Consider the following 26,698-nt stretch of genomic DNA (forward strand, 5'->3'; position numbering starts at 1 on the left):
CCTATCATCGTAATCAATACAGGCTTGAAAGCCTAATGTTCTGATTCAGGTTTTAGGAAGTTTTAGGAAGGACAGTCTAAAACATCCTACAGCGGCCTTAAAAGACCAATGACAGAAACTTGATCTGTCCTTCCCTTTTCTCTCATGTCTGTAATTATTATAAAACTTATTCTCTTAAAGTTTAAAAATTTTTGGTATACTTAATATACGATGGCAGATAAGGTAATAATTCACTACTCTAAGCGAAGAATATCTTGCTTTCTTGGATTTTTTGAAAGTCTTATTACAATTTATTTAGTATTGGAGTAATTTTTATGAAAATCTTTATGTATCACAACATAGACATACCACCAAAAGAAGCTAAATTAAAATCGTTATATGTTAAACCAAACAAATTTGAAACACAGTTAAAAGTCTTAAAAAAACTTGGGTACAACTTTGTGAAAACAGAAGACCTTGAAAACTATCCAAAAAAGTCTATTTTACTAACATTTGATGATGGTTTTAAGGATTTTTACGATAATGCTTTTCCAATAATTAAAAAATACAACGCTAATGCTATTGTCTTTGTCCCTGCCGGATTGGTAGGTACTTTTAACCAATGGGATTATGAAAAGTTAAACGTAAGAAAAAAATTAATGAACTGGGAAGAGATAAAGACAATTTATAAAGAAGGCATTGAAATAGGATCTCACACATTGACCCATCCATTTTTGACAAAAATACCAAAAGAAATGGCAAAAACAGAGATTCAAGACTCAAAAAAAATATTAGAAGATATGCTATCAACAGAGATAACGTGCTTTTGCTATCCATACGGAGACTATAACGAGACTATTAGAGATTTAGTCATAGAAGCAGGTTATAAGTATGCTTTTACAACAAAAGAAGGAAGTTTAGAACAAAGCGATAATTTTTATGAGATAAAACGAGTAATGATTTCAGGATTTTACTCATTGCCAAAGGTTCTATGGAAAACAATTATATAAAAATTCTATGGATTAATGCAAATCCAAATCCAAATCCCGGTGGAACAGAGCAGCATTCTATTGACTTTATTAATGCATTAGAAAAGATAGATAATCTTACAATCTATAAAGCTGTTGCAAAAGGAAGCTTTGTAGACAAAAATACATCAGATAAAAATAAATTCTATATAACTTTAAAGTCTGAATTTTCACCAATAAACACGATAAAACTAATAAGATTAGCAAAAAAATTAAAGCCTGACTTTGTAATTGGAAACAACGGCAATGAATATATAAACACTTTTTTAGCCGGTAAACTCTCCGGAAGTAAAGTCATTCTTTTTAGACATATGCTTAACTATCAGCCGTTTTTCATAAAAAAGTTTATACTTCCAAAGGTAGATAAGATTTTTGCAGTCAGCTATGCAAGTAAATTAAGACTTATGAAAGATGGAATAGCAGAAAATAAAATCACGGTTTTATATAACTTTATTGACGAAGAAAAGTTTTATTACTCGGAATTTGAAAAAAAGCAAGTTAGGCAAGAGCTAAAGATCAGTCCAAATGAAAAAGTTATAACATTTATTGGAAAGGTTGCAGAGGGTAAAGGTATTTTTGACTTTGTAGAAGTGTCTAAGCTTCTTGCCAAAAAGTATGATAATTTAAAATTTTTGATAATAGGAGATGGAAAAGAGCTTTCAATAGCAAAAGAGATGATAAAAGAGTATGGACTATCCGATAAATACATAATAACAGGATATACAAACAAACCTGAATACTTTTTAAAAGCTTCTGATTTTGTACTTGTACTATCAAAAGGAGAAGAGAGCTTTGGAAGGACTGTTGTAGAAGGTTTTGCAGTCAAGAGTTTGGTCGTCGTTTATGATGTGGAGAATTTAAAATATTTAGTAGAAGATTTTAAAACTGGCATAGTAGCAGAAAAAGGAAATTTTAAACAAGTATTTGAGAAATTAGATAAAATTTTATCAGATGAGAATTTATATAAAACAATCGTTGAAAATGGCTATAATGAGTTTAAAAACAAATACACAAAAAAGATAATTTTAGAAAAATTTTTAAAGGAGCTACAAGATTTTAGCCGCTAAGTTTATATACGAAAACTTTAAAAAGTATAAGCTACTTCTTTTTTTAGCACTCATCGGAAGTATTGTAGAAGCCGGAGCTTTAGCAGGATTAACCTTTATAGTCAAAGATGTTATAGATAAAGTCTTTATAGAAAAAGATTTAAACAAACTTAAACTAATCATTCTTGTACTTTTACTGCTTGTAATCATCAAACAGATTGGATTTATCTTTAAAGAGTACATGTATCCACTGGCACTTTATAAAGTGATGAAAAATCTTCGGGAAAATATCTTTAAAAAAATCTTAAACGCAGATATGTCTTTTTTCTTTGGAAAGCAGTATGGAGAAATACTAAGCAGGACTACAAACGATATAGAAGCTTTTAAATCTGCAATGATTTTAATTGGTGTGGATTTTTTCACTCAGCTATTTACAGTGATTGCAATGGTTGGAGTTTTGATTTATAGAGATTGGAAGCTGTTTTTAATCTTTTTGTTTGCAACACCACTTTTTGTTATCTCATTTAACTACTTTGGAGAAAAAAGGAAAAAATACTCACAAAGAGTTCAAGAATCGGCAGGAGAGTACACACAGTTTATAAATCAGCTTTTGTATGGTCTTGAGACAATAAAACTTTTTAGTAAAGAGAAAATTCTATCAGTTTTTGAATCTATAAATGAAAGATTTTTTAAAAATCAAAGAAAAAACGCACTTTATGATGTATTTTTCTTATCATCTATAGAGATAGCTTCATACTTGGCAGCTGGCGGGATTATATTCTACGGTGGAGTAAGAATAATAAACGGAGAGCTAACAACAGGAGACCTTTTCTCATTTTTATCTGCTTTGCTGATTTTAGTAAACTCTTCTCAAATTCTACAAAGAGGATTAATACAGATAAAAGCTGTAAATCCTGTTATAGAAAGAATAAAATTTTTACTTGACATTCCACAAGAAAAAGAAGATGGTATAGAATTTAAAGGCTTGAAAGAAAAGATAGAATACAAAAACGTTAGCTTAAAAATAAACGAAAATAAAATACTTGAAGATGTAAATGTATTGATAAGGAAAGGTCAAAAAGTTGGGATTATTGGTCAAACAGGTTCTGGAAAAAGTAGTTTTATAAAGCTTTTATATGGAGTTTTTAGAAATTACGAAGGAAAGATACTTTTAGATGATACAGATTTGAAAGAGTATAACATTAAAACAGTAAGAGATAAAATTGCAGTCATTACTCAAGATGTGTTTATTTTTAATGATACGATAGAGAATAATTTAAAGATTGCAAAACCTGATGCCACAGAAGAAGAAATCATAAACGCTCTGAAAAAAGCTAAAGCAGATTTTGTTTTTAGATTAAAAGATACGATTAAGACAATAATAGGCGAAAGAGGAAGCAGTCTATCAGGGGGAGAAAGACAAAGGCTTGCAATAGCAAGAATCTTTCTAAAAAATCCTGACATTATCATCATAGACGAAGGCACTTCCGCGTTGGATGAAGAGACAGAAAGGTATGTGATGGAAGAGATTTACTCTCATTTTCATGATAAAACAATCTTGATAATAGCACATAGATTAAAGACTTTAGAAAAATGTGATATGTTTATAGTGTTTGAAAATGGAAAAGTGAAGGAGATAAGGGATAGTTTAAATGCTAAGGATAGTACACGTAGTTAACACTTTATCTGGCGGCGGAGCAGAAAGGGTAGCAGTTAGCGTTTATATAATTATCTACTAGAAAATGTATAAAAAAGATTAGTAAGCGTTTTAACCAAAGATTTTATAAAAAGGCGTTTAAGATTATCCCATCTTTAAACTATACAAATAATCTAAATCCTTTTCTAACTGATTAAAGTCTGGTGGATTGACTAATCTGCAAATGGTCCAAGGATTAAAATGATAATGTGGAGTATTTTCAAAGTTAAACAAAGCTAAGTTTGGCTTTTTTAAAGCTACCGCTATATGATATGGTCCGCTATCGCTTGATATAACAATCCGTCCTGCATTTATTGCTCCAACAGACTCTGTTATCGTTGTCTCTCCTGCTATATCAAAAATAGGAATTTCTTTGTGTTTTAAACTAAATTTTTTTATAAAATCCTGATTTATGTCTTTCTCAAATTTTGCACCGATTAAAACAGGGATTAAACCGTACTTTTCATAAGCTTTTGATATTAAAAATTCATAAATGTTAAAATCCGGTCTTTTTGGGATAGCATCTTCAGTACCGCAACCTATATTTACAATCAAAATCTCTTGATTTTCAGGCAATCCTAAGCTTTTTCTCAAATTTTCTCTAAATTTTATAGCTTCTTCTGTCTCTTTAATTTCTATTTGAATATCTCCTCTTTCTATACCAAGTCTATCCAAAACAACAAAATCCCTGTCTGTATAGTTTAAAACATCCATGTTATGCTTTTTCATAAATTTTTTCACAGAGTCTGCATGATAGGTGTATAAAAGACCTCTTGGAAAAACTTCATTTATTCCTAAGGTAGGAATTTTGTATTTTAATCTTCCAATCAATGAAACTATCGTTGTTTCTAAACCATAAGGTTCAAAGTCTATGATAAAGTCAGGTTTAACATCGTTTATAACTTCATATGCCAACTTTATTGCCTTTTTAAAATCCTTAATATTGTTAAAGTACTCTTTGTTTATAGTGTGAAAGCTTGACAGTAGATGATGTTTTTTTATAAGCTCTTCTGAAGGATAGCCTGGGTGGTTTGTGATAAATAATAAATGAAGATTTACATCAGGACTTTTATTTTTTATAGCTTTCCAAGCTGCTGAACTTCTTAAAATATCACCAATTCCGGCGCTATGGGACTTTAAAAGTAGAATGTTTTTAAACTTTTCTATCATTGTATTTTTTATTTATTTCTCCGATGTATATCTCTGTTGGTCTTATAAGTTTGTTGTCTGTTATGTATTCCTTCCAATGGGCAAGCCATCCGCTTACTCTTGCTAATGCAAACAATGAAGTGTACATATCTTCGTCAAATCCAAGATATTTATATACTAAGCCTGAATAAAAATCTACGTTTGGATACACACCTTTATGTGATAATTTTTCTAAAACATACTTTTCAACTTCTTGGGCGATGGAGTAAAGATTTTTTAGCTCTTCATCTTTGATTTCTAAATTTTCTAACATTTTTTTAAGAAGTTTTGCTCTTGGGTCGTAGGTTTTATAAACTCTGTGTCCAAAGCCGGGAATTTTTTTCTTGCTTTCAAGTTTTTCATCTATGTATTTTTTGACGTTTTGCACGTTTTCTATTTCTTTAAACATTTTTATAACATCTTCGTTTGCTCCACCGTGTAATGGTCCAGACAAAGCACCGATAGCAGAAGATATAACAGTAAATGGGTCAGCCAAGGTAGAACCAACAACAATGGCTGCAAAGGTAGATGCGTTCATGCTATGCTCTGCATGAAGAATTAAGCATTTTTCAAGAATTTCAACCTTTTCCTTGGTTGGTTTTTGTCCAAAATACATGTATAGAAAGTTTTCTACATAATCAAAATCCGGATTTGGTTCTAATGGATTATCGCCGTTTCTAATTCTATTCCAATTTGCTATTATCAAAGGAATTTTTGCTAAAAGCTTTACGATGGATAGATATTGGTAATCTTTATTTAAGACATTTTCTTTTTTATAAAACATTCCAAGACAAGATACGACAGATTGCAAGACTTCTATCGGGTGCGCCTTTTCTGGAAAGTTTTTCATCACATCAATAATCCGAAATTTTAATCTGCTGTGAAGTTTAATATCTTTTTTGAAATTTTCATACTCAACTTTAGATGGTAAATCTCCAAAAATTAAAAGATAGGCAGTTTCTAAATAGTTTGATTTTTCAAATAATTCTTCTACATCATATCCTCTGTATATGAGCTTTCCGTTTTTTCCATCAAGTAAACAAATTTTTGTATGAGCTACAGGTACATCTGCCAATCCGGGTATTATATCCATAACTAATCCTTATGATAAGAAATCTTTCAAATGCTTTTTTAAAGCGACAGCTTTCAACTTTTTTAATGCTCTTTGTTCTAACTGTCTGACTCTTTCTCTTGATATTCCAAGCTTTTCACCTACTTCTTCCAAAGTTTTTGGCTCTTCTCCGTTTAATCCGTATCTCATTTTTATGATTTCTTTTTCTCTTTGATCTAAAACATCTAACATACTTTCCAATTCTTTATGAATAGTCTCTTCTATCAGCTCTTTCTCGATATCTTCTGTTCCTTTTTTAGACAAAACATCTAATAAAGTAAAATCTTCTTCACCACCTTCACCAAGTGGCATATCAAGCGAAATTGGTAATCTAACTATTGATAGTGCATTTTTTACCTTTTTAACAGACGTATTTAATCTTTTTGCGATCTCTTCTTCCGTAGGCTCTCTTCCAAGCTCTTCTTTTAATTTTTCATAAGTTTCTTTAACTTTTGCTATAAATAATGACTCTTTAACTGGTATTCTAACTGCTCCTGTTTGCTGGAATATAGTTTGCATTATTGCTTGTCTGATCCACCAAACAGCGTAAGATATAAATTTAACATTTTTATCCGGGTCAAATCTTTTTGCAGCTTCAATCAATCCTAAGTTACCTGCAGCTATTAAGTCAGTTAAAGGTACACCCCAACCCATAAAGTTTTTGGCTATGCTTACAACAAATCTTAAATTTCCTTCAACAAGTTTTTTTAAAGCTTCTTTATCTCCTTGTTTAGCTCTTATGGCAAGCTCTTTCTCTTCTTCCGGAGAAAGCATCGGATGCTTTCCCATCTGTTGCATATATAATTGTAATGTTGTCAATTCATCTTGTTCAGCCATAGGTATTTACCTCTAAGTTTACAGTTTGCCTAATTATTCACCTTAAAACAAAATTTATCAATGATTTTTCTCAAATTGAGTTTAAAAACTCTATACTACCATCAGAAAATTCAACTTTATTAAACTTAAGCTCTACTTTGATTTCATTTAAGCTTATATCTTTAACGTATCTTAAATTTGGCTTATCATCTTCATAGATAATTTCTAATGTCTTTCTAAATGTTTCTCCCGGTCTAATTTTGTTGGTTTTTAGTATATCTAAAGGTTTATAAACTTTTACAGGTTGAACTAACAGCTCGTTCCCATTTTTATCATAAACAATAAGGTTTCCATAAATCACATCTACATCTTTTTTAAAATTGCTTGTAATGTTAAAAACAAACAGTATCTTATCGTCTCTATCATAAAGTTTATTCTCGCCTTTATGGAATTTTTTTTCTAATAAAGCATATTCAACTGCCGGCTCATTTTCATTTAGAAGTATAGATTCTTTTTGTTTATTTTGAATGATAGGTCTGCCTTCCAACTGGTTAAGTCTGTCTTCAAGCTGCTTAACTTTCTGTTCAAGCTGATTTACTCTATCTTCTAAGCTATTAGCTGATGAAAAGTGTGCTACTGTTAAGACGCTTAAAAAAATAGCAGTTGTTTTTTTCATTGTCTCTCTCCATTTTGAAATAGGTTTTAGAGATAAGTATATCATAATTTTAGTATCTTACTCATATGTTAAAATAATCATACTATCAAGAGTATGGGTTTAGAAAATGTTAGAAAATGAAATTATAAGCATTTTTGAAGAAAGTGCTAATTTAAAAAAAGAGTTTGTTTATGAATATGCAGAAGATATTGTTAATTTAGGAATATTGATAGGAAAAAGATTAAAGCTTGGAAATAAATTACTGATTTGCGGCAATGGTGGGTCTGCTGCAGATAGTCAGCATTTTGCTGCAGAAGTAGTTGGAAGATTCGAAAAAGAAAGAAAAGGTTTTTCTGCAATAGCATTGACAACAGATACTTCTGCGTTAACAGCCATAGGAAATGATTACGGATTTGATAAAGTTTTTTCAAGACAAGTTGAAGCTCTTGGTCAAAAAGGAGATATATTAATTGGAATTTCTACAAGTGGAAACTCTAATAATGTGATAGAAGCTGTCAAGGTTGCAAAAGGTCTTGGAATTTTTACAGTTGGTTTGCTTGGTAAAGACGGTGGACAGCTAAAAGACTTAGTAGATAAAGCATTTATAGTAAGGTCTAACAACACAGCAAGGATACAGGAGGTTCATATTACTTTCATCCATGCAATTTGTAGAGTTTTAGATTTATACTTAACAGGTAAGATAGAAGAATAAATGAGAGCAAGACTACTTTAAATTTCCTCAATTTCTTACAACGACATCCTGCCAGTTTGAAGCTGGACCAACCTTCTACTATCCTATCCAATATTCCATCAAATCATTAATGCTTTAAATAGGAACAATCTCTTATAGAAAGCTTTCCAAGGATGGAAAACAATAATTATTCTTAAAGTTTAAAAACTGCTGATGCCATCCCAAAATCCATACTGTCATTCTACAGCCGTCAAAAAATCTCTGCCTTTTTAACTAACACTTATCTACTCTTCTTGCTTTTTAAAGAAATAGGTCCAGTGGCTTTACAGCTTCAGGATGAGACACGTAAAGGTAAACTTACTTAAATCTTAGCCTCTCTAAAATTTTAGTCCTGATATAAACAACATGTCTATGTGTTAAAATATTATTAAAATTTTCTTGGAGGAATTGATTGATTAAAGAAAGACTTTTTACACCCGGACCGGTACCACTTCCACCGCAAGTTATCAAAGCCTTAGGACAGCAAATAATCCACCATAGAACACAGGAATTTACTAACATATTTTTACAAACAAGAGAAAAACTTCAAAAACTATTAAATACACAAAGAGATGTTTTAATGTTTGCCTCTTCCGGAACAGGAGCAATGGAGGCATCTATCGTTAACTTTTTCGATGAAGGAGATAAAGTTTTAGTCATAAATGCCGGAAAGTTTGGGGAACGATGGAGAGACTTAGGAAATACATTTGGTTTAAATGTTATAGACTATCAAATCCAATGGGGTAAAACTTACGATAAAGAAGAGCTAAAAAAAATAGTAGAAAAAAATCCGGACATAAAAGGTATTTTGGTTCAGCATTCAGAAACATCAACAGCAACAGTCCATGACCTAAAATTTTTAGCACAGGTTAGTAATTCATTAGAAGACTGTTTATTGGTAGTTGACGGAATTACTTCTGTAGGTGTTTATAAAGTATATCCTGAAGAGATAGGGGTTGATATTCTTATAACAGGTAGTCAAAAAGCACTAATGCTTCCACCGGGCTTATCTGTCTTATACTACAGTGAAAAAGCAGAAAAAAGACTTGAAAGCAGTAAACTGCCAAAATATTACTTCTCTGTAAAAGCAGAAAGCAAAAAACAAGCAAAAGGACAAACAGCTTACACACCTGCTATAAATCTTATCATTGCTTTAAATGAAAGCTTAGATTTAATCTTAAATGAAGGTTTAGACAATTTAGAGAAAAGACATCACATACTTGCAGAGATGACAAGACAAGGATTACAAGAGATTGGATTAAAGCTTCTTTCAGAAAGTCCTTCAAACTCTGCAACTGCTGTATTTACACCGGAAGGTTTAGATGCTGATGTATTTAGAAAAGAGCTTTTAAAAATAGGAATAAGAGTTGCAGGTGGACAAGACCATCTAAAAGGAAAGATTTTTAGAGTGGCACATATGGGATACTTTGATTATCTTGACATAATAGAAGTTGTCGCAGCTGTGGAAATTACACTAAATAAAATGGGCTACAAAGTAGAGCTTGGAAAAGGTGTTAGAAAAGCACAGGAAGTTTATTTAAACAATATATAACAAGGAGCTAACAAAGTGGTAAGAATTATTTTTGTTAGACATGCAGAAAGTTTATGGAATCCAATAGGAAGATATCAAGGAAGATTAGACCCAGAGCTTAGCGAAAGAGGGCATAACCAAGCAAGATTGATAGCAAATGCTTTAAAAAAATACAATCCAACAGCTTTATACTCAAGTCCATTAAAAAGAACTTACCAAACAGCTGAGTATATAAGTAAAGAGTTAAACCTGCCAATCATCAAAAATGAAGATATTATAGAAATAGACCATGGAGATTGGTCTGGATTGTTGGTTGAAGAAGTAAAAGAAAAATATCCGGAGATGTTTAGACAATGGCTTTTTGAACCACATTTAGTCAAATTTCCAAACGGTGAATCTTTGGAAGATGTATTTAACAGAGTAAAAAAATTCTTAAAATATGCGTTAGAAAAGCATAAAAATGAAACGATTGTTGTCGTATCTCACACTGTACCAATTAGAGCAAGTCTTACAGCCGGATTAAATTTAGATATGGATAAGTTTTGGATTTTCGGATGCGATAATGCTTCTTACTCAATTTTAGATTACGACACAGTAAGACCTATACTCTACAAGCTTAACAATACTTACTATCTTGGAGAATACTTCATTCCAGCATTAGATGCACTTTAAAAAGAGAGGATTTAAGATTTGAAAATAGACCTACCAAAAGGTGTAAGAACTTTCAATCCAAAAGAAAGCTTTATCTTAAGCTGGATTGAAAAGAATATAGAAGATAATTTTAAGCTTTGGGGTTATGAAAAAGTAATACTTCCGCTTCTTGAATACTACGATGCACATAAAAACGTTTTAAATGAGGAAATACTTAAAAATACATTTAGATTAGTAGATAGATACGAAGGTGAAACCTTAATCCTTAGACCTGACTTTACAGTTCAGATTGCAAGATACATAGCATCCTTACAAGAAAAAGAATTTCCAATCAGACTTTACTACGCAGGGGATGTTTTTCGGTACGTAGTTCCAAAAGGTGACAATCTTTATGAAAAAAAACAGATAGGTGTAGAGCTGATAGGTGTTGATAAGATAGAAGCAGACGCAGAAATAATAGCCATTGCTATCTCATCTTTAAAAAAACTTTCCATAGAAGATTTTCAGATTGACGTAAACAACGTAAAGATATTTAAAGCAATTACGAAAATTCTAAGCCTTTCACAAGACCAAACAAAAGAGCTGTTTTTATATCTAAAAAATCGAGAAATCTATAATATTCAAGCATTTTTAAAAGATTTTGATGTAAATAACAAGATAAAAGATTTTATCTTAAACCTACCAAAATTAAACATAAAAGCTGATAAACTCAAAGAGTTGGCAGAGGAATATGAAGACATAGAAGAAATTTCAAATGCTTTAAAAGAATTGATAGTAATTTATGAAATACTTAAAGAATACCAGCTTGATGAGTACATAGTTTTTGACCTTTGTGAGCCAAGAGAGTTTAGCTACTATACTGGAATCGTTTTTGAAATCTTTATTAAAGACTTTCCAAAGATTGTTGGATACGGCGGAAGATATGATAATCTTTTAAGCAATTATAACGGCAATCATCCAGCCACGGGTTTTGCTTTTGATTTATTAGCTATTTATGACTATATCACAAAGACAACGGAAATAAAAAATGAAAAAGACTTTTACATAATTGACACAACGGAAGATAAAAAACTTGCCTATAATATAGCTAAAAATTTAAGAACAAAAGGATACACAGTAGCAAGGGATATAATAAAAAGAGATATTGATTTATCAATAGATTTTGCCTTTAGAAATGGATACAAAAACGTAATTTTAATTACAGTTGAAAATTCAGAAAAAAAGGTATATATTTTAAAGGACAAAAATAAAAAAGAAGAAACAAGCTTAGAGGAAATTCTTAAGTAAAGACGGGGGAAATAATAAAGTTCGTCTGTATTTAAGAATTGCCATATAGTACCAAAAGGTACTAAATATTTTTTTAAGGAGTTTTAGTATGGAAGTAGGAGACAGAAAGGTAGTTTCTTTTGAGTACACACTCAAAGACAAAGAAACCGGAGAAGTGATTGATGCAAGCGCAGGACAACCTCTAACGTTTTTAACTGGTGTAGGAGAGATAATCCCAGGTCTTGAAAGCAGAATGTATGGCATGAAAGAGGGAGAAAAAAGAACGATTGAAGTTCCGGCAGAAGAAGCTTATGGTCCATCAGACCCTAACCTAATCCAAAAAGTTCCAAGAGAATACTTCCAAGGTATTCAACTTGAGAGAGGTTTGCCACTTCAAGCTCAAACACCGGAAGGTCAAATCATCAATATGGTAGTTGTAGATTTTGATGATAACACTGTTACTGTAGATTTAAACCACCCATTAGCCGGAAGAGACCTTGTATTTGAAATAGAAGTTGTTAATGTAAGAGAAGCAACACCTGATGAAATTTTACATGGACACGCTCACGGAGCAGGTGGTCATCATCACTAAAATTAAATAAGTGAGAAAGTGAGAAGTATTTAATATCTCAGCTCGAAGGTGTTCTAATTTTGTCATCCTGAGGACGTAAGTCCGAAGGATCTCTTTTTTGATTTTTTAATTGAAAAGAAAGGAAGAGATTCTTCGCTTCGCTCAGAATGACATCTTTGAGGTCAGGATTCTTCGCTGGCTGCAGAATGAAGATGTTGATTTTTGCAAGTAGTCTCACTATTAAAGAATTAAGAAAGTGAGAAAATAGAAGCATTTAACTTCTTATATCTCACCACCACCTTCTTAACTATAACTTTTCCACCAACTTTAAATCTATCCTTTTAGTATCTTCATCAACTTTTACGATTTCGACTAAAACTTTATCTCCAAGTCTAAACTTCATCTTATCACCTATAAGCTGATGGTTTTTTTCATCGTATTTGAATTTACCGGGCAGAGAATCTATTGGAACTAAACCATCAATTATATATCTTTCTATTTCTATGAATAAACCAAAAGCCATAACGCCTGTAATGATACCTTCAAAATTTTCTCCAACTTTATCTTTGAGAATTCTTAATTTTAAGATGTCTAAGGCATCTCTTTCTGCATCATCTGCCACCCTTTCTCTTTCTGAGCATTGTTTTGCAATTATATCTAACTTCTTAGGCAATTCTTCCATATCTTTCTTTGTAAATTTCTTTTTGATTGCTTTTTTAAGAAGTCTATGAACCCATACGTCAGCATATCTTCGTATCGGAGATGTAAAATGAGTATAACATTCTGAAGCAAGGCCAAAGTGTCCTATATTTTCTGGTGAGTATCTTGCCTGCTTCATCGTTCTTAGAGCTAAGAATCTAACTAATGACTCTTCCGGAGTTCCCACTGCCATTTCTATAATTTTTTGAATAAATTTAGAGTCTACATCTTTTTTAGGATACTCTACTTTGTAGCCAAGACTTGCCATTAAATCTACAAATGCCATAACTTTTTCTAATTTTGGTTTTTCGTGGACTCTATAGATAAATGGATATCCGTTTTTTTCCATATGTTTAGCGACTGTTTCGTTTGCTATTATCATAAACTCTTCTATAATTCTGTGGGCTAAATGTCTTTCGTAAGGTACAACATCATAAGGATTACCGTATTGGTCAAACAGTATTTGAGACTCTGGCATGTCAAAGTCTATACTTCCTCTTTTTTCTTTGGCTTTCATTAAAATTTCTGCAAGCTCTTTCATATGTTTAAGTGGTTTAACTAAGTATGGAAAGGCTTTTTCAAGTTCTGGCTGTCCAAGGATTATTCCAAGTGCTTGGTCGTATGTAAGCTTTGCTTTACTTTCTATAACGCTTTCGTATATATCATACTCAACCACGTTTCCTTTTTTGTCTATAAGCATCTCGCATGTGAATGCATACCTTTTTTCACGAGGTTTTAAACTACAAAGCTGGCTTGCAAGTCTTTCCGGTAGCATATGAAGGGCTCTTTCCGGAAGGTAGTAGGTATTTCCTCTTTGGAATGCTTCTTTATCTATGGCAGAACCTTCTTTAACGTAGTGGGAGACATCAGCAATGTGAACATATAGTCTATATTTGTCTCCTTCTTTTTCTATCGCTACTGCGTCGTCATGGTCTCTTGCACTTTCCGGGTCTATGGTAAAACATATCTGTTTTGTTAGGTCTTTTCTATTTTTTGTAATTTTTACAACAGAAGGCAGTTTTTCTGCTTCTTTTATAGCTTCTGGAGAATGGGTAAGTGGTAAGTCATACTTTCTTGCTACTATTTCTGCGACAGTTTGGGTGTTTTTGACTTTTCCAAGGTCTTTTATTATTCTTCCTTTTGCTTCTACTTTTGGCTCTGGATATCTTAAAATTTCAACTACTACGTAGTTATCAAGTTCATATTTTTTTGCTTCTTTTTTATCTACGTATATTTTATGCGGTATTACAAAGTCAAGCAGATAGACAAAATATCTATTGCCTTCTTGTTTTAATTTTCCAACGGCTGTTTTTACTCTTCTTTCTAAGACTTTTACAATTTTTGCCTCTTTTTTTCCTCTATAAATCTTTTCTTCTGCTAAGACAATATCTCCATCAAACAAATATCTCATTTCTATAGGTGGAATAAAAAGGTCTGGCTCTCCATCTTCTCTGATTAAAAATCCAAAACCACTTTCGTGTGCTTCTACTTTTCCTTTTATAAGATTTTCTTTTTCTTGAATTTCTCTTTTTAAGATATAGCCACCATTTTTATAAAGGACAATTTTATTTTTTTGAAGTTTTCTAAGCAATCTTCTTACTAATTTTTTATCTTCTTTTTTGTCTAAATTAAAGGCTTTTAAAATTTGTTTGAGATATACAGGTTTTTTTTGATTTTTAAGAAAATCTACGATGGCGGCTTGTGTTATTTCCACTTACTTCTCCCCCAAAATTTTTTCTAAAATATTTACTGCTAAATCTATATCATCTTTTTGAATTATCAACGGTGGAACAAATCTTAGCGTATTTTTTCCTGCTGTTCCAATTATCAATCCATTTTCTAATGCTTTTTTCATTATCTCTTTTGCCGAAATTTCTTCTGGTAAATCTACACCTATCATAAGACCTAACCCTTTTACCAGATAACCAAAAGTTTTTAATCTCTCTTTTAAATACTCTCCATTTTCAATAACTTTATCCAAAAATCCATCAGATAATATCTCTTCTAACACAACCTTAGCAGCGGCTGTTGCTAAATAGTTTCCGCCAAAGGTTGATGCATGGGTACCCGGAACAAATGATTTTGCTATTTCATCTTTTGCAATGATGGCACCTATAGGAACGCCTCCACCAAGACCTTTTGCTAAGGATATTATATCCGGCTCTATATCGTAATGTTGGTATGCAAAAAGTTTTCCTGTCCTTCCTATTCCTGTTTGAACCTCATCTACTGTAAACAATATTCCATTTTCTCTGCATATAGAGTAAAGCTCTTTTATAAACTCTTTGTCTGCCGGATTTACTCCACCCTCTCCTTGAATAAGTTCTATTAATATTGCTGCTGTTTTATCGTTTATTAATTGTTTTACAGAGTCTATATCGTTAAACTTTGCATGTTTAAACCCTTCTGGAAGCGGCTGGAATCCTTCTTGGTATTTTGGCTGAGCTGTTGCTGTAATCGTTGCCAAAGTTCTTCCGTGAAAGCTTCCTTCAAAAGTGATTATCTCATATCTGTTTTCTTTTTTATCGTAAAAGTATTTTCTGATGAGTTTTATAAGTGCTTCGTTTGCTTCGGCTCCTGAATTACAGAAAAAAACTTTATCACCGCAGGAATTTTCAACTAAAATTTTTGCCACTTCATACTGTGGCTTAACGTAAAAAAGGTTTGATATATGAATTATTTCTTTTGCTTGTCTACAGATGCTTTCAGTCAATTTTGGATGGTTATATCCAAGCTGATTCACCGCAATACCTGACAGCATATCAAGATATTTTTTACCATCTTCATCATACAAATAACATCCTTCACCTTTTACAAAAGAGTAAGGAAGTCTTGCATAATTTGGAAATAAATATTTATCTGCTTCTTTAAAGTTCATTCTTATTTTAGACCTCCATTAACTCGTTAATACTTTTAGCCAAAACAGCTTTCATTAAAAATTCGTTTAAAAAATTTACATCATCAGAAGAGGATATTAATTTTTCTACATCTTCCGGAACTTGTCCAAATTTAGCTTGGATTATTCTTTTTATATCATCACGTTTTGCTTCTAATAGGCCTTGTTGTAAGCCTTGTTGTAAGCCTTGTTGTAGACCTTGTTGTAAACCTTGTTGTAAGCCTTGTTGTAGACCTTGCTGTAGACCTTGTTGTAAGCCTTCTTGCATTGCTTGTTTTTTTGCTAATTTTACTAAATCACCTACGTATGGAAAGTTTTCTACTATTTCTGCATCTAAGGATACTGTGATTGGCATTTTTACTTCCTCCTTTAGGACTTTTTCAAAATCTTTTATTAAGTTATCTCTTAGTCCTAAAATGGTCAATATCTTTGTTATCCAATCGGCTCTTTCCTTTTCTCCTAAGCTGTTTAGTTTTTCTGCTATTTTTTTAAATAGCCTTTCTCTATCTTTTACATTACATAGTGTGGCTATGGCTAAGTCTTCTATTTTGTCGCTGTTTAGAAAAATTTCACAAGGTATATCTCTGATGTCTATCAGTCTATAGTTGTACTGTATATTATAATCAATGATTTGAGTAATCATCTTTGGTTTGTCTTTGCCGATGTATATCACTATTTGGCGTATGCTTTTGTCCGGGTATGTTTCTTTTATTGCGTGATAGTAGCCAAGCATTCTAATAGGCATGGTTTTATCGTTTGTACTTTGAAATTCAATGTGTAGCAAGCTGTCATCTTCAAGTTTTAGAAGTAAATCTGCTATTCTTTCTGCTGTTTTTGGAAAGATAGGGTTTAGTATTTCTACATAGCTGCGAAATCCTAAAATCTTTATTAGCTTATCTGATATGCTTTTAAAAATATCTCTTATTGTTATGTCATACTTTTGTTTTGTCATTATAGCCCTTGCTTGTTTTTATAAGCTGCTTCAACAAATGAAACAAAAAGCGGATGGGGTGCAAATGGTTTGCTTTTAAACTCCGGATGGAACTGACAAGCAATAAACCATTTATGGGATGGAAGCTCTATTATCTCCGGTAGGTTTTTAGCCTTGTAAATACCTGAAACAACAAGACCTTTTTCTTCCAAGATTGGTACATACTTTGGATTAAATTCATATCTATGTCTGTGTCTCTCGTAGATTTCTTCCTGCTTGTAGATTTCATAAGCTTTTGTTCCTTTTTTTATATGACATTTATAAGCTCCAAGTCTCATAGTTCCGCCTTTTTTATCTACATGCTTTTGGTCTGGCATAATGTCTATTACTGGGTGTGGTGTAAATGGGTTAAACTCTGTTGAATTGGCACCTTCAAGCCCTGCTACACTTCTCGCAAATTCAATAACGGCAATCTGCATACCAAGACATATTCCAAAGTATGGGATGTTGTTTTCTCTTGCATATTTGGCTGTTAATATTTTACCTTCTATGCCTCTATCTCCAAATCCACCTGGTACAAGAATTCCATCTAAACCTTTTAAAACTTCTTGGCAATTTTCTTGATTTATCTTTTCAGAGTTTATCCAATGGATATTTACTTTTACTTTGTTGGGTATTTGAGCATGTATTAACGCTTCATGAATGCTTTTGTATGCATCTTTTAGTTCTACATATTTTCCAACTATTCCTATATCAACAGTTTCTTCAAGCTTTGATAAAACGTTAACAATCTTTTTCCACTTTGATAAGTCTGGTTCTTTGTATTCAAGGTTTAAATGCTTTGCTATTGCTCTATCAAGCCCTTCTTTTTTAAAGTAAAGCGGTATTTCATAAATTATATTCAGGTCTGGTGCAGAAAATACTGAATCTTCATCAACGTTTGTAAATAGTGATAACTTTCTCTTTATTTCTTTTGGAAGTGGTGTTTCAGCTCTGCCAATTAGTATATCCGGCTGGATACCTATCGCTCTAAGCTCTTTTACTGAGTGTTGACTTGGCTTTGTTTTTAATTCTCCTGCTGCTTTGATATAAGGAACGTATGTCAAATGAATATAAATAACATCCTCTTTTTTGTTTTCTATTCCCATTTGTCTTATGGCTTCTAAAAATGGTTGACTTTCAATATCTCCAACTGTACCACCAATCTCAACCAATGTAATATCATGATTTTCTGCTACTTTTTCAATTGATTTTTTTATTTCGTTTGTAAAGTGTGGAATTACTTGAACTGTTGCGCCAAGAAAAGCTCCTCTTCTTTCTTTTTCCAATAGATTAAAGTAAAGCCTTCCTGATGTTGTATTGTTATTTTTTGTCATAACTGCATTTGTAAATCTTTCATAGTGTCCTAAATCAAGGTCTGTTTCTGCTCCATCTTCTGTGACAAAAACCTCCCCATGTTGATATGGATTCATTGTACCCGGGTCTATGTTTAGATATGGGTCTAATTTCATCAATGTAATTTTGTATCCCATAGATTCTAAGATTGAACCTATGGCAGCAGAAGTCACTCCTTTACCAAGGGAAGATAAAACTCCGCCTGTTATGAATATATACTTCTTCAATCTATCACCTCTTTTTATAGTTTTATTTTTCCTTTGAAAGACTTTTCTATTTCTCTCTTCAAGTCTTTTTCTTTCATCGCTTCTCTTTTTTCATGCTTAACTTTCCCTTTTGCAAGGGCTATTTCAACTTTCGCTTTTCCATTTTTAAAGTAAACTCTAAGTGGAACGATTGTTAACCCTTTTTCCTTGACTTTTCCCATAAGCTTTAAAATCTCTTTTTTATGAAGAAGTAATTTTCTTTTTCTTGTTGGGTCATGGCCAAATTTTGCCGCCGGTTTGTATGGAGCAATATAGCAGTTATACAGCCATGCTTCTCCGTCTTCAATCATAACAAAGCTGTCTTTTAAATTACACGCTCCTTCTCTTAAAGATTTCACTTCTGATCCTGTTAACACTATACCTGCTTCATACTTTTCAAGTATCGTATAGTCATGAAAGGCTTTTTTATTTGTTGCAACCACTTTTTCTGACATATTCTCACCTTCAAAACATTTTTAACCACTCATTTTATTACCGCTAAAATCTCTTTTACCTTTTCTCTTGACTTACAAGATATTGTCCTTCTTACATCTAAAATCTCAAAATCTTCAAAGTGGTCTATTATAAGATTGTTATAATGATTGCTTAATACCGACGGAATCCCCTTTTTTGCCAAATCTTTTAAAATTTGAATGAGCTTCAGCTGGTCTAAGATTGTAAATTTTTCTTGATAATACTGGGTAAAGTTTGAAGTCTTTGAAATAGGTATGTAAGGCGGGTCGCAGTATATCACATCTCCATAAAAAACATCTTTTAAAGTTTCTTCATAGTTTGAAGTTCTTAACTCTACATCAGCAGTTTTAAGCTTGTTATAAAAAAACTGCATTTCTTCTTCAGGAAAATAAGGCTTCTGGTATCTTCCAAAAGGTGTGTTAAACTCTCCTCTTTGATTGTATCTAATCAGTCCATTATAACAATGCCTATTTAGATATACAAATAATGCAGACTTTAAAACTTTGTCGTTTGTAGTGTTAAATACATCCCTTAGCTCCATGTATCTTTCTTTTGTGTTGTTTTCTGGCGTAAAAAACGTTTTTGTAAAGCTTATAAAATCTTTGCCATAATCTCCCAATGTACGATAAAGGTTTATCAGGTCTTCATTAATGTCTGCAAGTAGATAAGATTTATAATCAGTGTTAAGAAAAACAGCGCCAGAGCCTACAAATGGCTCTATAAGTCTGTTGCCGACCGGTAAAAGCTTTTTTATATCTTCTACAATCTTATATTTATTGCCTGCCCACTTTAAAAAAGGTCTCATCTACTGCCTTCTAACCGAAATTTCTTTTACAGTATCAACTAAAAATTTAACTTTACTTGCGTCCATATCCGGCATCAAACCATGACCAAGGTTAAATATATGTCCTGTATCCTCTCCCCATGATTTGATTATATACTCTGCTTCTTTTTTTATAACATCTTTGTCAGCATACAACACCATAGGGTCTAAATTTCCTTGAACAGATGCCTTTGGATAGATTAAATCTTTTGCTTTTTTTATGTCTATCATCCAATCTATACTGTATACATCAGCGTTAGACTCAAGAATAAAGTCCATAAATCCACAAACGCCTTTTGTAAAGTGTATGATTGGTTTGTTGTAATGCTTAAGATTTTCTATTACTTTCTTAACTGACGGTAAAGCAAACTCTTTATAATCTTTGGGTGAAAGATGACCAGCCCAGCTGTCAAAGATTTGAACAGCATCAGCCCCTGACTCTATCTGAAAGCTTAAATACTTTATAGTCATATCTGCGATTTTATCAAGAAGTATTTTAAAATCTTCTTTGTTGTTATACATAAAAGATTTTGTTTTTTTAAAGTCCTTTGAACCTCTGCCTTCTATCATGTATGCTGCTATCGTAAAAGGTGCTCCGGCAAACCCAATCACCGGAATTTCCCTACTGATAGCCTGATTGACACCTTTTATGATTTCTCCAACAAAATAAACATCCTCAGGGTTAAACTCTTTTAGGTTTTGGATGTCTTCTTTGCCTTTGATAGGATTTTCAAAAACCGGTCCTTCTCCTTCCTTAAAATCAAATTTCATTCCGATTGATTCAAGTGGTGTTAGTATATCAGAAAAAATGATTATTGCATCAACACCGAGTAAGGTGTACGGTAAAATAGAGGCTTTTACAGCCAAATCCACATTTTTATAATAATTCTTAAAGCTTCCTGCTATTTCCCTTAACTGTCTGTATTCTTTCATGTATCTGCCGGCTTGACGCATTAACCAGATTGGTGTTCTTTCTACTTTTTGTCTTCTGCAGGCTCTTAAAAATAAATCATTTTTTGGATTTTGCATTTTTTTCACCTTCTAAGGATACACTTTTTAATGCTCTTTTTAATACTTTACCCGGTTTGAAATGAACAGTTTTTGAATAGCTAACTCTCTTTCTTCCTTTAAGTGGTTTCTTTCTTTTTAAAACTCTAAAAGAACCCAGCTTTCTAATTTCTATCTTTTCACCTTTTGCTAAAGCTTCTGCCATCACTTCAAAGATTTCGTCAACAACATCTTTTATACTTTTTAAATCCATTTCAGGATGTTTTTCTTTTATATATTTAACAATATCGGGTTTTTTCATGCTAATTCCTCCAATTTGATATTCATAATTTCAAGCTGAGTTTTACATCTATCACAAACAGGTTGTCCATTTCTGCCAACAGATTCATCATAGATCCAGCATCTTGGACATTTTTCACCTTTTGCTTTGCTAACAGCTACAACAGAGTCTTTCACAGATTCACCATTAATTACTACATCGCTTGTAGGATTATCTGAAAGCTCTACTTGGCTAACTGTAAAGAAAAACTTAATCCAATCTAATCTTTTTTCTACTATTTCTTTATACTCTTTCGGTAGTTTTAAAATTACTCTTGCTTCATATGGATGTCTTACTAAGTCTTGTTTTCTTGCCTCTTCTATCGCTTTTAGTACATCGTCTCTTATCTCTAAAAGCTTTTCGTAGGTTTCTTCTAAATTTTTATCTATAAATTTTTCATTTACAACAGGCATAATTTCAAGATGAATGCTTTCTTTTAGACTTGAATCAATCTTTCTTACATACTGCCAAACTTCTTCTGCTGTGAATGAGATGATAGGTGCAAGGATTTTGTTTAATGATAAAAGTAATTCCCACAATACAGTTTGTGCCGACCTTCTTTCTAAGCTTTTTGGTGCGTAAACATAGAGTCTATCTTTCAAAATATCGAGATATATTGCTGAAAGGTCTACTATTACAAAGTTTTTAATCGTGTGATAGATTTTATGAAACTTGCCTTCTTCATAAGATTTGTCGGCTATTTGTATGATATTTTGAAGTTTAGAAAGCATCCACCTGTCTATTTCCAATAGATTTTCGTAAGGAACATAGTCCTGGTTTGGATTAAAGTCGTAAAGATTGCCAAGGAAGTATCTAAATGTATTTCTTATTTTTCTGTAATCTTCTGCAATTCTTTTTATAAGATTAAAACCTATCTTTATGTCTTCTGTATAATCCTCTGTAACAACCCAAAGTCTTAGTATGTCAGCTCCGTATTCATTTATAACCTTTTCCGGTGCTACTACGTTTCCGGCAGATTTAGACATTTTTCTGCCTTTTTCGTCAAGTGTAAATCCATGTGTCAAAACTGTGTCATAAGGTGCTCTGTTATAAGATGCTACCGATTCAAGAAGTGAAGACTGGAACCAACCTCTATGCTGGTCTGAACCCTCTAAATACATATCGGCAGGCCATCTTAACTCTTCCCATTCTCCATACTTTAAAACTGCTGCATGAGACACGCCAGAATCAAACCAAACATCGAGTATATCCTCTTCTTTTTTAAACTCTTGCCCGCCGCATTTTTTACATTTATAACCCTCCGGAAGCAATTCTTTTGCTGATTTTTCAAACCATATATCAGCCCCAAACTCATCATTTTTAATTAGATTAGCTACATGCTCAAAAACTTCCATATCTTTAACGATTTCACCGCAGTTTTCACAGTAAAATACAGTTATTGGAACGCCCCAGCTTCTCTGTCTTGAAATACACCAATCCGGCCTGTTTTCTACCATGCTTTTTATTCTGTTTTGTCCGTAATGGGGTATCCATTTTACCCTTTCAATCTCTTTTAATGCTGCTTCTCTCAAAGTTTGATTTTCATTAACTTTTGCTTCCATAGATATAAACCACTGGGGAGTTGCTCTAAAAATTACCGGATTTTTGCATCTCCAACAGTGGGGATAAGAGTGGCTTATCACTTCTTTATGTATCAACGCGTCCACTTCTTGTAGTTTTTCTATGATTAAATCATTTGCATCAAAAACCCTTATTCCTCTAAGCCAATCAGGTGCTTCTTGAGTAAACCTTCCTTCATCATCAACAGGTGCAAAAGCATCTACACCATATCTTTGACCGATGATATAGTCTTCTTGACCGTGTCCTGGTGCCATATGTACCAATCCTGTACCGGTACCAAGCTCAACAAACTCAGAGAGATAAACCTTTGAAACTCTATCTATAAACGGATGATAATACTCTTTAAACTCTAAATCTTTTCCTTTAACCTGCTTTATTACTTCTCCATTTAATCCGGTCTTTTCTTTAAAGTTTTCAAGTAATTCTTTGGCAACTATCAAAATTCCTTTATCTGTTTTGAAATAAACATAATCAAACTCTGGATGAACCATTACACCAAGGTTTGCAGGCAACGTCCAAGGAGTAGTAGTCCAAATTACAAGATAGGTATCATCAGAATCTTTCATTTTAAACTTTACATAGATAGACGGGTCTTTTTTGTCGTAATATTCAATTTCCGCTTCTGCTTCTGCTGTTTTGTCATAGATACACCAATAAACAGGCTTTTTACCTCTGTATGCAACGCCTTTGTTAAACACTCTTCCAAGCTCTAAAACTTCCTGTGCTTGATAGAATGGTCTCATTGTAAGATAAGGTTTTTCCCAATTTCCAATAATGCCAAGTCTTTTAAACTCTTCTTTTTGGATGTTTACAAACTTTAAAGCGTATTCTCTGCATAGCTTTCTAAACTCAGATTTAGAAAGGTCTTCTTTTTTAATTTTCTTCTCTTTTAATTCTTTTTCTACCTGTTGTTCAATCGGAAGTCCATGACAATCCCAGCCTGGAACAAAAGGTGCATCTTTTCCTTTCATGGATTGATATTTAACTAAAATATCTTTTAAGATTTTGTTTAAAGCATGTCCAATGTGTATATGTCCGTTTGCATATGGTGGTCCGTCATGAAGAATATATTTATCTTTTCCTTTTCTATCTTCTCTAAGTTTCTGATAAAGATTTATTTTTTCCCAAAAAGATAATATTTCAGGCTCTTTATTTGGTAGATTACCTTTCATAGGAAATTCAGTTTGAGGCAGGTTTAATGTGTCTTTAAATTCCAATTTTGAGATACCTCCGGCATGATTTTAAAAATATTATTATATCATTTGTTTAAGTCTGTTTTTTATGGAATATAGAGGGTGTTCCAAAATTTTTGTAAATTTACCTTTCTTTGTCATTCTGAGGCTGTAAAGCCAAAGGATCTTTTTTTGATTTTTTGACCTAAAAAGAGAAACATGAGATTCTTCGCTTCGCTCAGAATGACAGTGCAGATTTTTGGAATAGTCTCATGGAATATAGAAACTTTTTGTAAATTTATAAAAGTATATAGATATTCGGGTGAGAAGTTCAATAAAAGTAAGAGATTTTTCCCACAGCTGCAGAATAACACTGTAGATGTATGAAATATGAGCTATAAAGTGTTAGCTAATTTAATTATCAAACAAAGAATGTAATAAATTTCTAACAAAAAGGGCTATATCTTCTTTTGATGCTCCAATACCTATAACTTCCACAAATGCTTGGTAGAGAAACGGCAACATAATTCCGATCAATGCAATTAACATAACTACCATACCAGCATGTAAATTTCTTTTCAGAATGCTTTCTGAAGGATTAGAAGGATTGTAATAAACCACAACCTTTTTGTCATTAAAATCGTTTATTATTTTCTCTGCAGTGTTATAGTCAGATTCAAAAGGAGTTATAAATATCTTATTAGATATATACTCTTTTCCATCTACTTTGTATTTATATTCTATAACCGGTCTATAAGTCTCATATTTGATTATCTCTTTGACTCTTTCAACTCTCTTATCTAAAATTTCTCCTTCCGTCTTTTTCCAAAAGAAAAATCTAAAATATTTATATATAACAAACATAGTCAAAACAGACGCAAATAGCACGTAAGCAACAAACACTTTAAGCATAGTACAACCCTTAAATAACGGGATTTAAGCTATTATTATAAATCAAATTGCTGTTTGTCTGAAAGCAAATTGCTAGCTAAGAGATTCTGTTTGAAAAATTTATCTTAGTAAAAAAGTTAGATGTTCAAAGATTTTTTGAAATAGTGTAAAATAAAGTATTAAAGTTTTTTATTTTTACTTCCTTGGTGAAAATTTTTGCTATTTAAAATTTAGCTACAATCAGGGAGTTTTTTAACTTTTTAATAATTTTATAACTAACTGTACCTTGGCAATTGAATAGGTTAGCCCACACAAGCTTGTTTCACGTAAAACGTGAGACGTGAGATGGGAGAAATTGGAGATTGGTTTATCAATAATTTAATGATTTTTATTTGATTGATTGATGACTTAGTAAGGTGATTTATTAGTCAGTGAAGCTAAGATATTGGTAATGTGATTTTATTTTTTGATGTTTGATTTAAGATTGCTTAATGATGGTTTGAAAGAGATTTTTTGAAAAGTAGTTGTAAGTATTTGTTGAATTAAACTTTTTAATTTTGAATTTTTTAATATCTAATTTTTTGAAAATTTACAGTTTTTTATTTTGAAATTTTTTAAGATCGGGAAGTTAAGGAGTGGTATTTGCAGCGAGCTTCTGAGTTTTGGGTTTTCAGCGGTTGGCTTGTGATGGGATGTTAAAGGATAAAATATAATAATATATTTTCTGTATATCGAGGTTTGCTGCAAAAAACTTCAACTTGCGGATTTTTTAAAAATTTGGTATAATGTTTTATACATTGGCAATTGAATAAGGTTTTTGCGATTTTATTTTTGAGTTAAAATTTAACGGGTTTGTAGCCTACCTATGAGGAATTGAACCTGACCCTTCTATAAACGCATGAAACGCACCTTTTCTCGTTTGTAGCCTACCTATGAGGAATTGAACCTTTTTTAAGCGTTTTATATCTACTCCGTTTTTTTCAGGTTTGTAGCCTACCTATGAGGAATTGAACCATAATGACATAACCTCCTTAAATTATTAATAAAAAGTTTGTAGCCTACCTATGAGGAATTGAACATGTCCAACCCAAAGACATCAAGGATATGGTCCCTCGTTTGTAGCCTACCTATGAGGAATTGAACTTAGCTTCGTCTACAACAGAATTGTCTTCTGTTGGCGGTTTGTAGCCTACCTATGAGGAATTGAACACTGGACAAAGTCAACTAAGAAAACTCTACCGAAATGTTTGTAGCCTACCTATGAGGAATTGAACTATAAAGCAAAAGAACTTGGAAGAAATAGGGTGGTGAGTTTGTAGCCTACCTATGAGGAATTGAAGCTCGGTTCAGATGTAAAGGATGCCAGCCGTGATTGGCGTTTGTAGCCTACCTATGAGGAATTGAAGGCGAACGCAATATTACAAAATTCCTCGAATTCTTTTCCGTTTGTAGCCTACCTATGAGGAATTGAAGGGCACTTGAGAGAAATCCATGTTTCATCACCTCCTTTGTTTGTAGCCTACCTATGAGGAATTGAAGTATTTTCATCAATTCAAAAATCAATCTAACAATTATAGTTTGTAGCCTACCTATGAGGAATTGAAACACTTCTTGGCTACCCAGTGGCAACCATTTTTTACCTTCCCGTTTGTAGCCTACCTATGAGGAATTGAAGCCCGTCAAGCATTCCTAAACTGAACGCATTAGAAATATGTTTGTAGCCTACCTATGAGGAATAAAGTAATGATATTGTCCAAAAACTTTTACAATTTAATTGTAATATCATATAAAATTATACCTAAAAACTTAAAAATTGGTGAGGTTTTTATGAAAAGAGACTGGAAAGAATATAATAAACAACTTGTAAAGCGCGGAGAGATAATAATTGATGAGGATATATTTTTAAGTGAAAACACTTTACCATCAAAAATCCAAAAAGCAGGAAGACCTAAAACCTACTCTGACAGTTTAATCTTATTTGCATTGACGCTTAAAT

General features: G+C 32.4%; 22 protein-coding genes and 1 CRISPR repeat array. Of the genes, 8 read left to right on the forward strand and 14 right to left on the reverse strand.

The annotated features are described in order from the left end of the window. Positions 1–314 precede the first annotated feature (314 nt). From Q0929_RS01625 to Q0929_RS01635, 3 genes are read left to right on the forward strand one after another with little or no spacing between them, the layout of a single operon-like run. Positions 315–989 (forward strand): polysaccharide deacetylase family protein, encoded by a 675-nt coding sequence (locus tag Q0929_RS01625; protein ID WP_299237846.1) that lies wholly within the window; start codon positions 315–317, stop codon positions 987–989. Then, complete coding sequence (locus Q0929_RS01630; protein WP_299237847.1) at positions 971–2,074, forward strand: glycosyltransferase family 4 protein; 1,104 nt, start codon at positions 971–973, stop codon at positions 2,072–2,074. The genes Q0929_RS01625 and Q0929_RS01630 overlap by 19 nt, the downstream gene beginning before the upstream one ends. A gap of 4 nt (positions 2,075–2,078) precedes the next feature. Next, entirely contained in the window at positions 2,079–3,731 is a 1,653-nt protein-coding gene (locus tag Q0929_RS01635; protein WP_299237870.1) for an ABC transporter ATP-binding protein, read from the forward strand. 123 nt (positions 3,732–3,854) lie between these two features. Here the strand turns inward: Q0929_RS01635 and Q0929_RS01640 are convergent, their stop codons facing one another. The 4 genes from Q0929_RS01640 to Q0929_RS01655 form a co-directional block, all read right to left on the reverse strand. Then, positions 3,855–4,919 carry a glycosyltransferase family 9 protein gene (locus Q0929_RS01640; protein ID WP_299237848.1) on the reverse strand — a complete coding sequence of 355 codons (1,065 nt, stop codon included), beginning with the start codon at positions 4,917–4,919 and terminating at the stop codon, positions 3,855–3,857. Further along, the gene (locus tag Q0929_RS01645) at positions 4,903–6,030 is read right to left on the reverse strand and encodes a citrate synthase (RefSeq protein ID WP_299237849.1); all 1,128 of its coding nucleotides are present in this window, start codon (positions 6,028–6,030) and stop codon (positions 4,903–4,905) included. Before Q0929_RS01645 ends, Q0929_RS01640 begins: the two co-directional genes overlap by 17 nt. Before the next feature lie 9 nt (positions 6,031–6,039). Then, positions 6,040–6,885 (reverse strand): RNA polymerase sigma factor RpoD/SigA, encoded by an 846-nt coding sequence (locus Q0929_RS01650; RefSeq protein ID WP_299237850.1) that lies wholly within the window; start codon positions 6,883–6,885, stop codon positions 6,040–6,042. A 70-nt stretch (positions 6,886–6,955) separates the two neighbouring features. Further along, positions 6,956–7,540 (reverse strand): hypothetical protein, encoded by a 585-nt coding sequence (locus Q0929_RS01655; protein ID WP_299237851.1) that lies wholly within the window; start codon positions 7,538–7,540, stop codon positions 6,956–6,958. A gap of 106 nt (positions 7,541–7,646) precedes the next feature. Between Q0929_RS01655 and gmhA the strand changes: the two genes are divergently transcribed. The 5 genes from gmhA (at position 7,647) to Q0929_RS01680 (ending at position 12,289) form a co-directional block, all read left to right on the forward strand. Beyond that, positions 7,647–8,231, forward strand: coding sequence for a D-sedoheptulose 7-phosphate isomerase (gmhA, locus tag Q0929_RS01660; RefSeq protein ID WP_299237852.1), 585 nt, complete (start codon positions 7,647–7,649; stop codon positions 8,229–8,231). Between the two features lie 430 nt (positions 8,232–8,661). After that, positions 8,662–9,801: an alanine--glyoxylate aminotransferase family protein gene (locus Q0929_RS01665; RefSeq protein WP_299237853.1), complete on the forward strand. Its 1,140-nt coding sequence runs from the start codon at positions 8,662–8,664 to the stop codon at positions 9,799–9,801. A 15-nt stretch (positions 9,802–9,816) separates the two neighbouring features. Beyond that, positions 9,817–10,452 carry a phosphoserine phosphatase PspA gene (locus Q0929_RS01670; protein WP_299237854.1) on the forward strand — a complete coding sequence of 212 codons (636 nt, stop codon included), beginning with the start codon at positions 9,817–9,819 and terminating at the stop codon, positions 10,450–10,452. Positions 10,453–10,470: 18 nt separating this feature from the next. Beyond that, on the forward strand, positions 10,471–11,718 hold the full coding sequence (hisZ, locus tag Q0929_RS01675) for an ATP phosphoribosyltransferase regulatory subunit (protein ID WP_299237855.1): 1,248 nt from the start codon (positions 10,471–10,473) through the stop codon (positions 11,716–11,718). An 88-nt stretch (positions 11,719–11,806) separates the two neighbouring features. Further along, positions 11,807–12,289, forward strand: coding sequence for a peptidylprolyl isomerase (locus Q0929_RS01680; RefSeq protein WP_007545443.1), 483 nt, complete (start codon positions 11,807–11,809; stop codon positions 12,287–12,289). A 286-nt stretch (positions 12,290–12,575) separates the two neighbouring features. On the opposite strand, the gene rnr is transcribed toward Q0929_RS01680, so the two are convergent. From rnr to Q0929_RS01730, 10 genes are all read right to left on the reverse strand, one after another. Next, entirely contained in the window at positions 12,576–14,681 is a 2,106-nt protein-coding gene (gene rnr / locus Q0929_RS01685; RefSeq protein WP_299237857.1) for a ribonuclease R, read from the reverse strand. Next, positions 14,682–15,845 carry an aspartate aminotransferase family protein gene (locus Q0929_RS01690; RefSeq protein WP_299237858.1) on the reverse strand — a complete coding sequence of 388 codons (1,164 nt, stop codon included), beginning with the start codon at positions 15,843–15,845 and terminating at the stop codon, positions 14,682–14,684. Between the two features lie 7 nt (positions 15,846–15,852). Next, the gene (locus tag Q0929_RS01695; RefSeq protein WP_299237859.1) at positions 15,853–16,815 is read right to left on the reverse strand and encodes an Rpn family recombination-promoting nuclease/putative transposase; all 963 of its coding nucleotides are present in this window, start codon (positions 16,813–16,815) and stop codon (positions 15,853–15,855) included. Next, positions 16,815–18,416 carry a CTP synthase gene (locus Q0929_RS01700; protein WP_299237861.1) on the reverse strand — a complete coding sequence of 534 codons (1,602 nt, stop codon included), beginning with the start codon at positions 18,414–18,416 and terminating at the stop codon, positions 16,815–16,817. Before Q0929_RS01700 ends, Q0929_RS01695 begins: the two co-directional genes overlap by 1 nt. A 14-nt stretch (positions 18,417–18,430) precedes the next feature. Then, on the reverse strand, positions 18,431–18,889 hold the full coding sequence (gene smpB / locus Q0929_RS01705) for an SsrA-binding protein SmpB (RefSeq protein ID WP_299237862.1): 459 nt from the start codon (positions 18,887–18,889) through the stop codon (positions 18,431–18,433). Positions 18,890–18,918: 29 nt separating this feature from the next. Continuing rightward, positions 18,919–19,713, reverse strand: a complete 795-nt coding sequence (locus Q0929_RS01710; RefSeq protein WP_299237864.1) for a Dam family site-specific DNA-(adenine-N6)-methyltransferase — start codon at positions 19,711–19,713, stop codon at positions 18,919–18,921. Beyond that, a complete protein-coding gene (gene hemE / locus Q0929_RS01715) occupies positions 19,714–20,760 on the reverse strand; it encodes a uroporphyrinogen decarboxylase (RefSeq protein WP_299237865.1) in 1,047 nt (348 codons plus the stop codon). Beyond that, the gene (locus tag Q0929_RS01720) at positions 20,741–21,040 is read right to left on the reverse strand and encodes an HU family DNA-binding protein (protein ID WP_299237866.1); all 300 of its coding nucleotides are present in this window, start codon (positions 21,038–21,040) and stop codon (positions 20,741–20,743) included. The genes hemE and Q0929_RS01720 overlap by 20 nt, the downstream gene beginning before the upstream one ends. Then, on the reverse strand, positions 21,037–23,856 hold the full coding sequence (gene ileS / locus Q0929_RS01725; protein ID WP_299237867.1) for an isoleucine--tRNA ligase: 2,820 nt from the start codon (positions 23,854–23,856) through the stop codon (positions 21,037–21,039). Before ileS ends, Q0929_RS01720 begins: the two co-directional genes overlap by 4 nt. Positions 23,857–24,225: 369 nt before the next feature. After that, complete coding sequence (locus Q0929_RS01730) at positions 24,226–24,723, reverse strand: DUF3592 domain-containing protein (protein WP_299237868.1); 498 nt, start codon at positions 24,721–24,723, stop codon at positions 24,226–24,228. An 829-nt stretch (positions 24,724–25,552) separates the two neighbouring features. Beyond that, a CRISPR array of direct repeats spans positions 25,553–26,443; the repeat unit is 28 nt; unit sequence GTTTGTAGCCTACCTATGAGGAATTGAA. The last annotated feature ends 255 nt before the right edge of the window (positions 26,444–26,698 follow it).

The sequence above is a fragment of the Sulfurihydrogenibium sp. genome, assembly GCF_028276765.1.
In the GTDB taxonomy this organism is placed as follows: Bacteria; Aquificota; Aquificia; order Aquificales; family Hydrogenothermaceae; genus Sulfurihydrogenibium.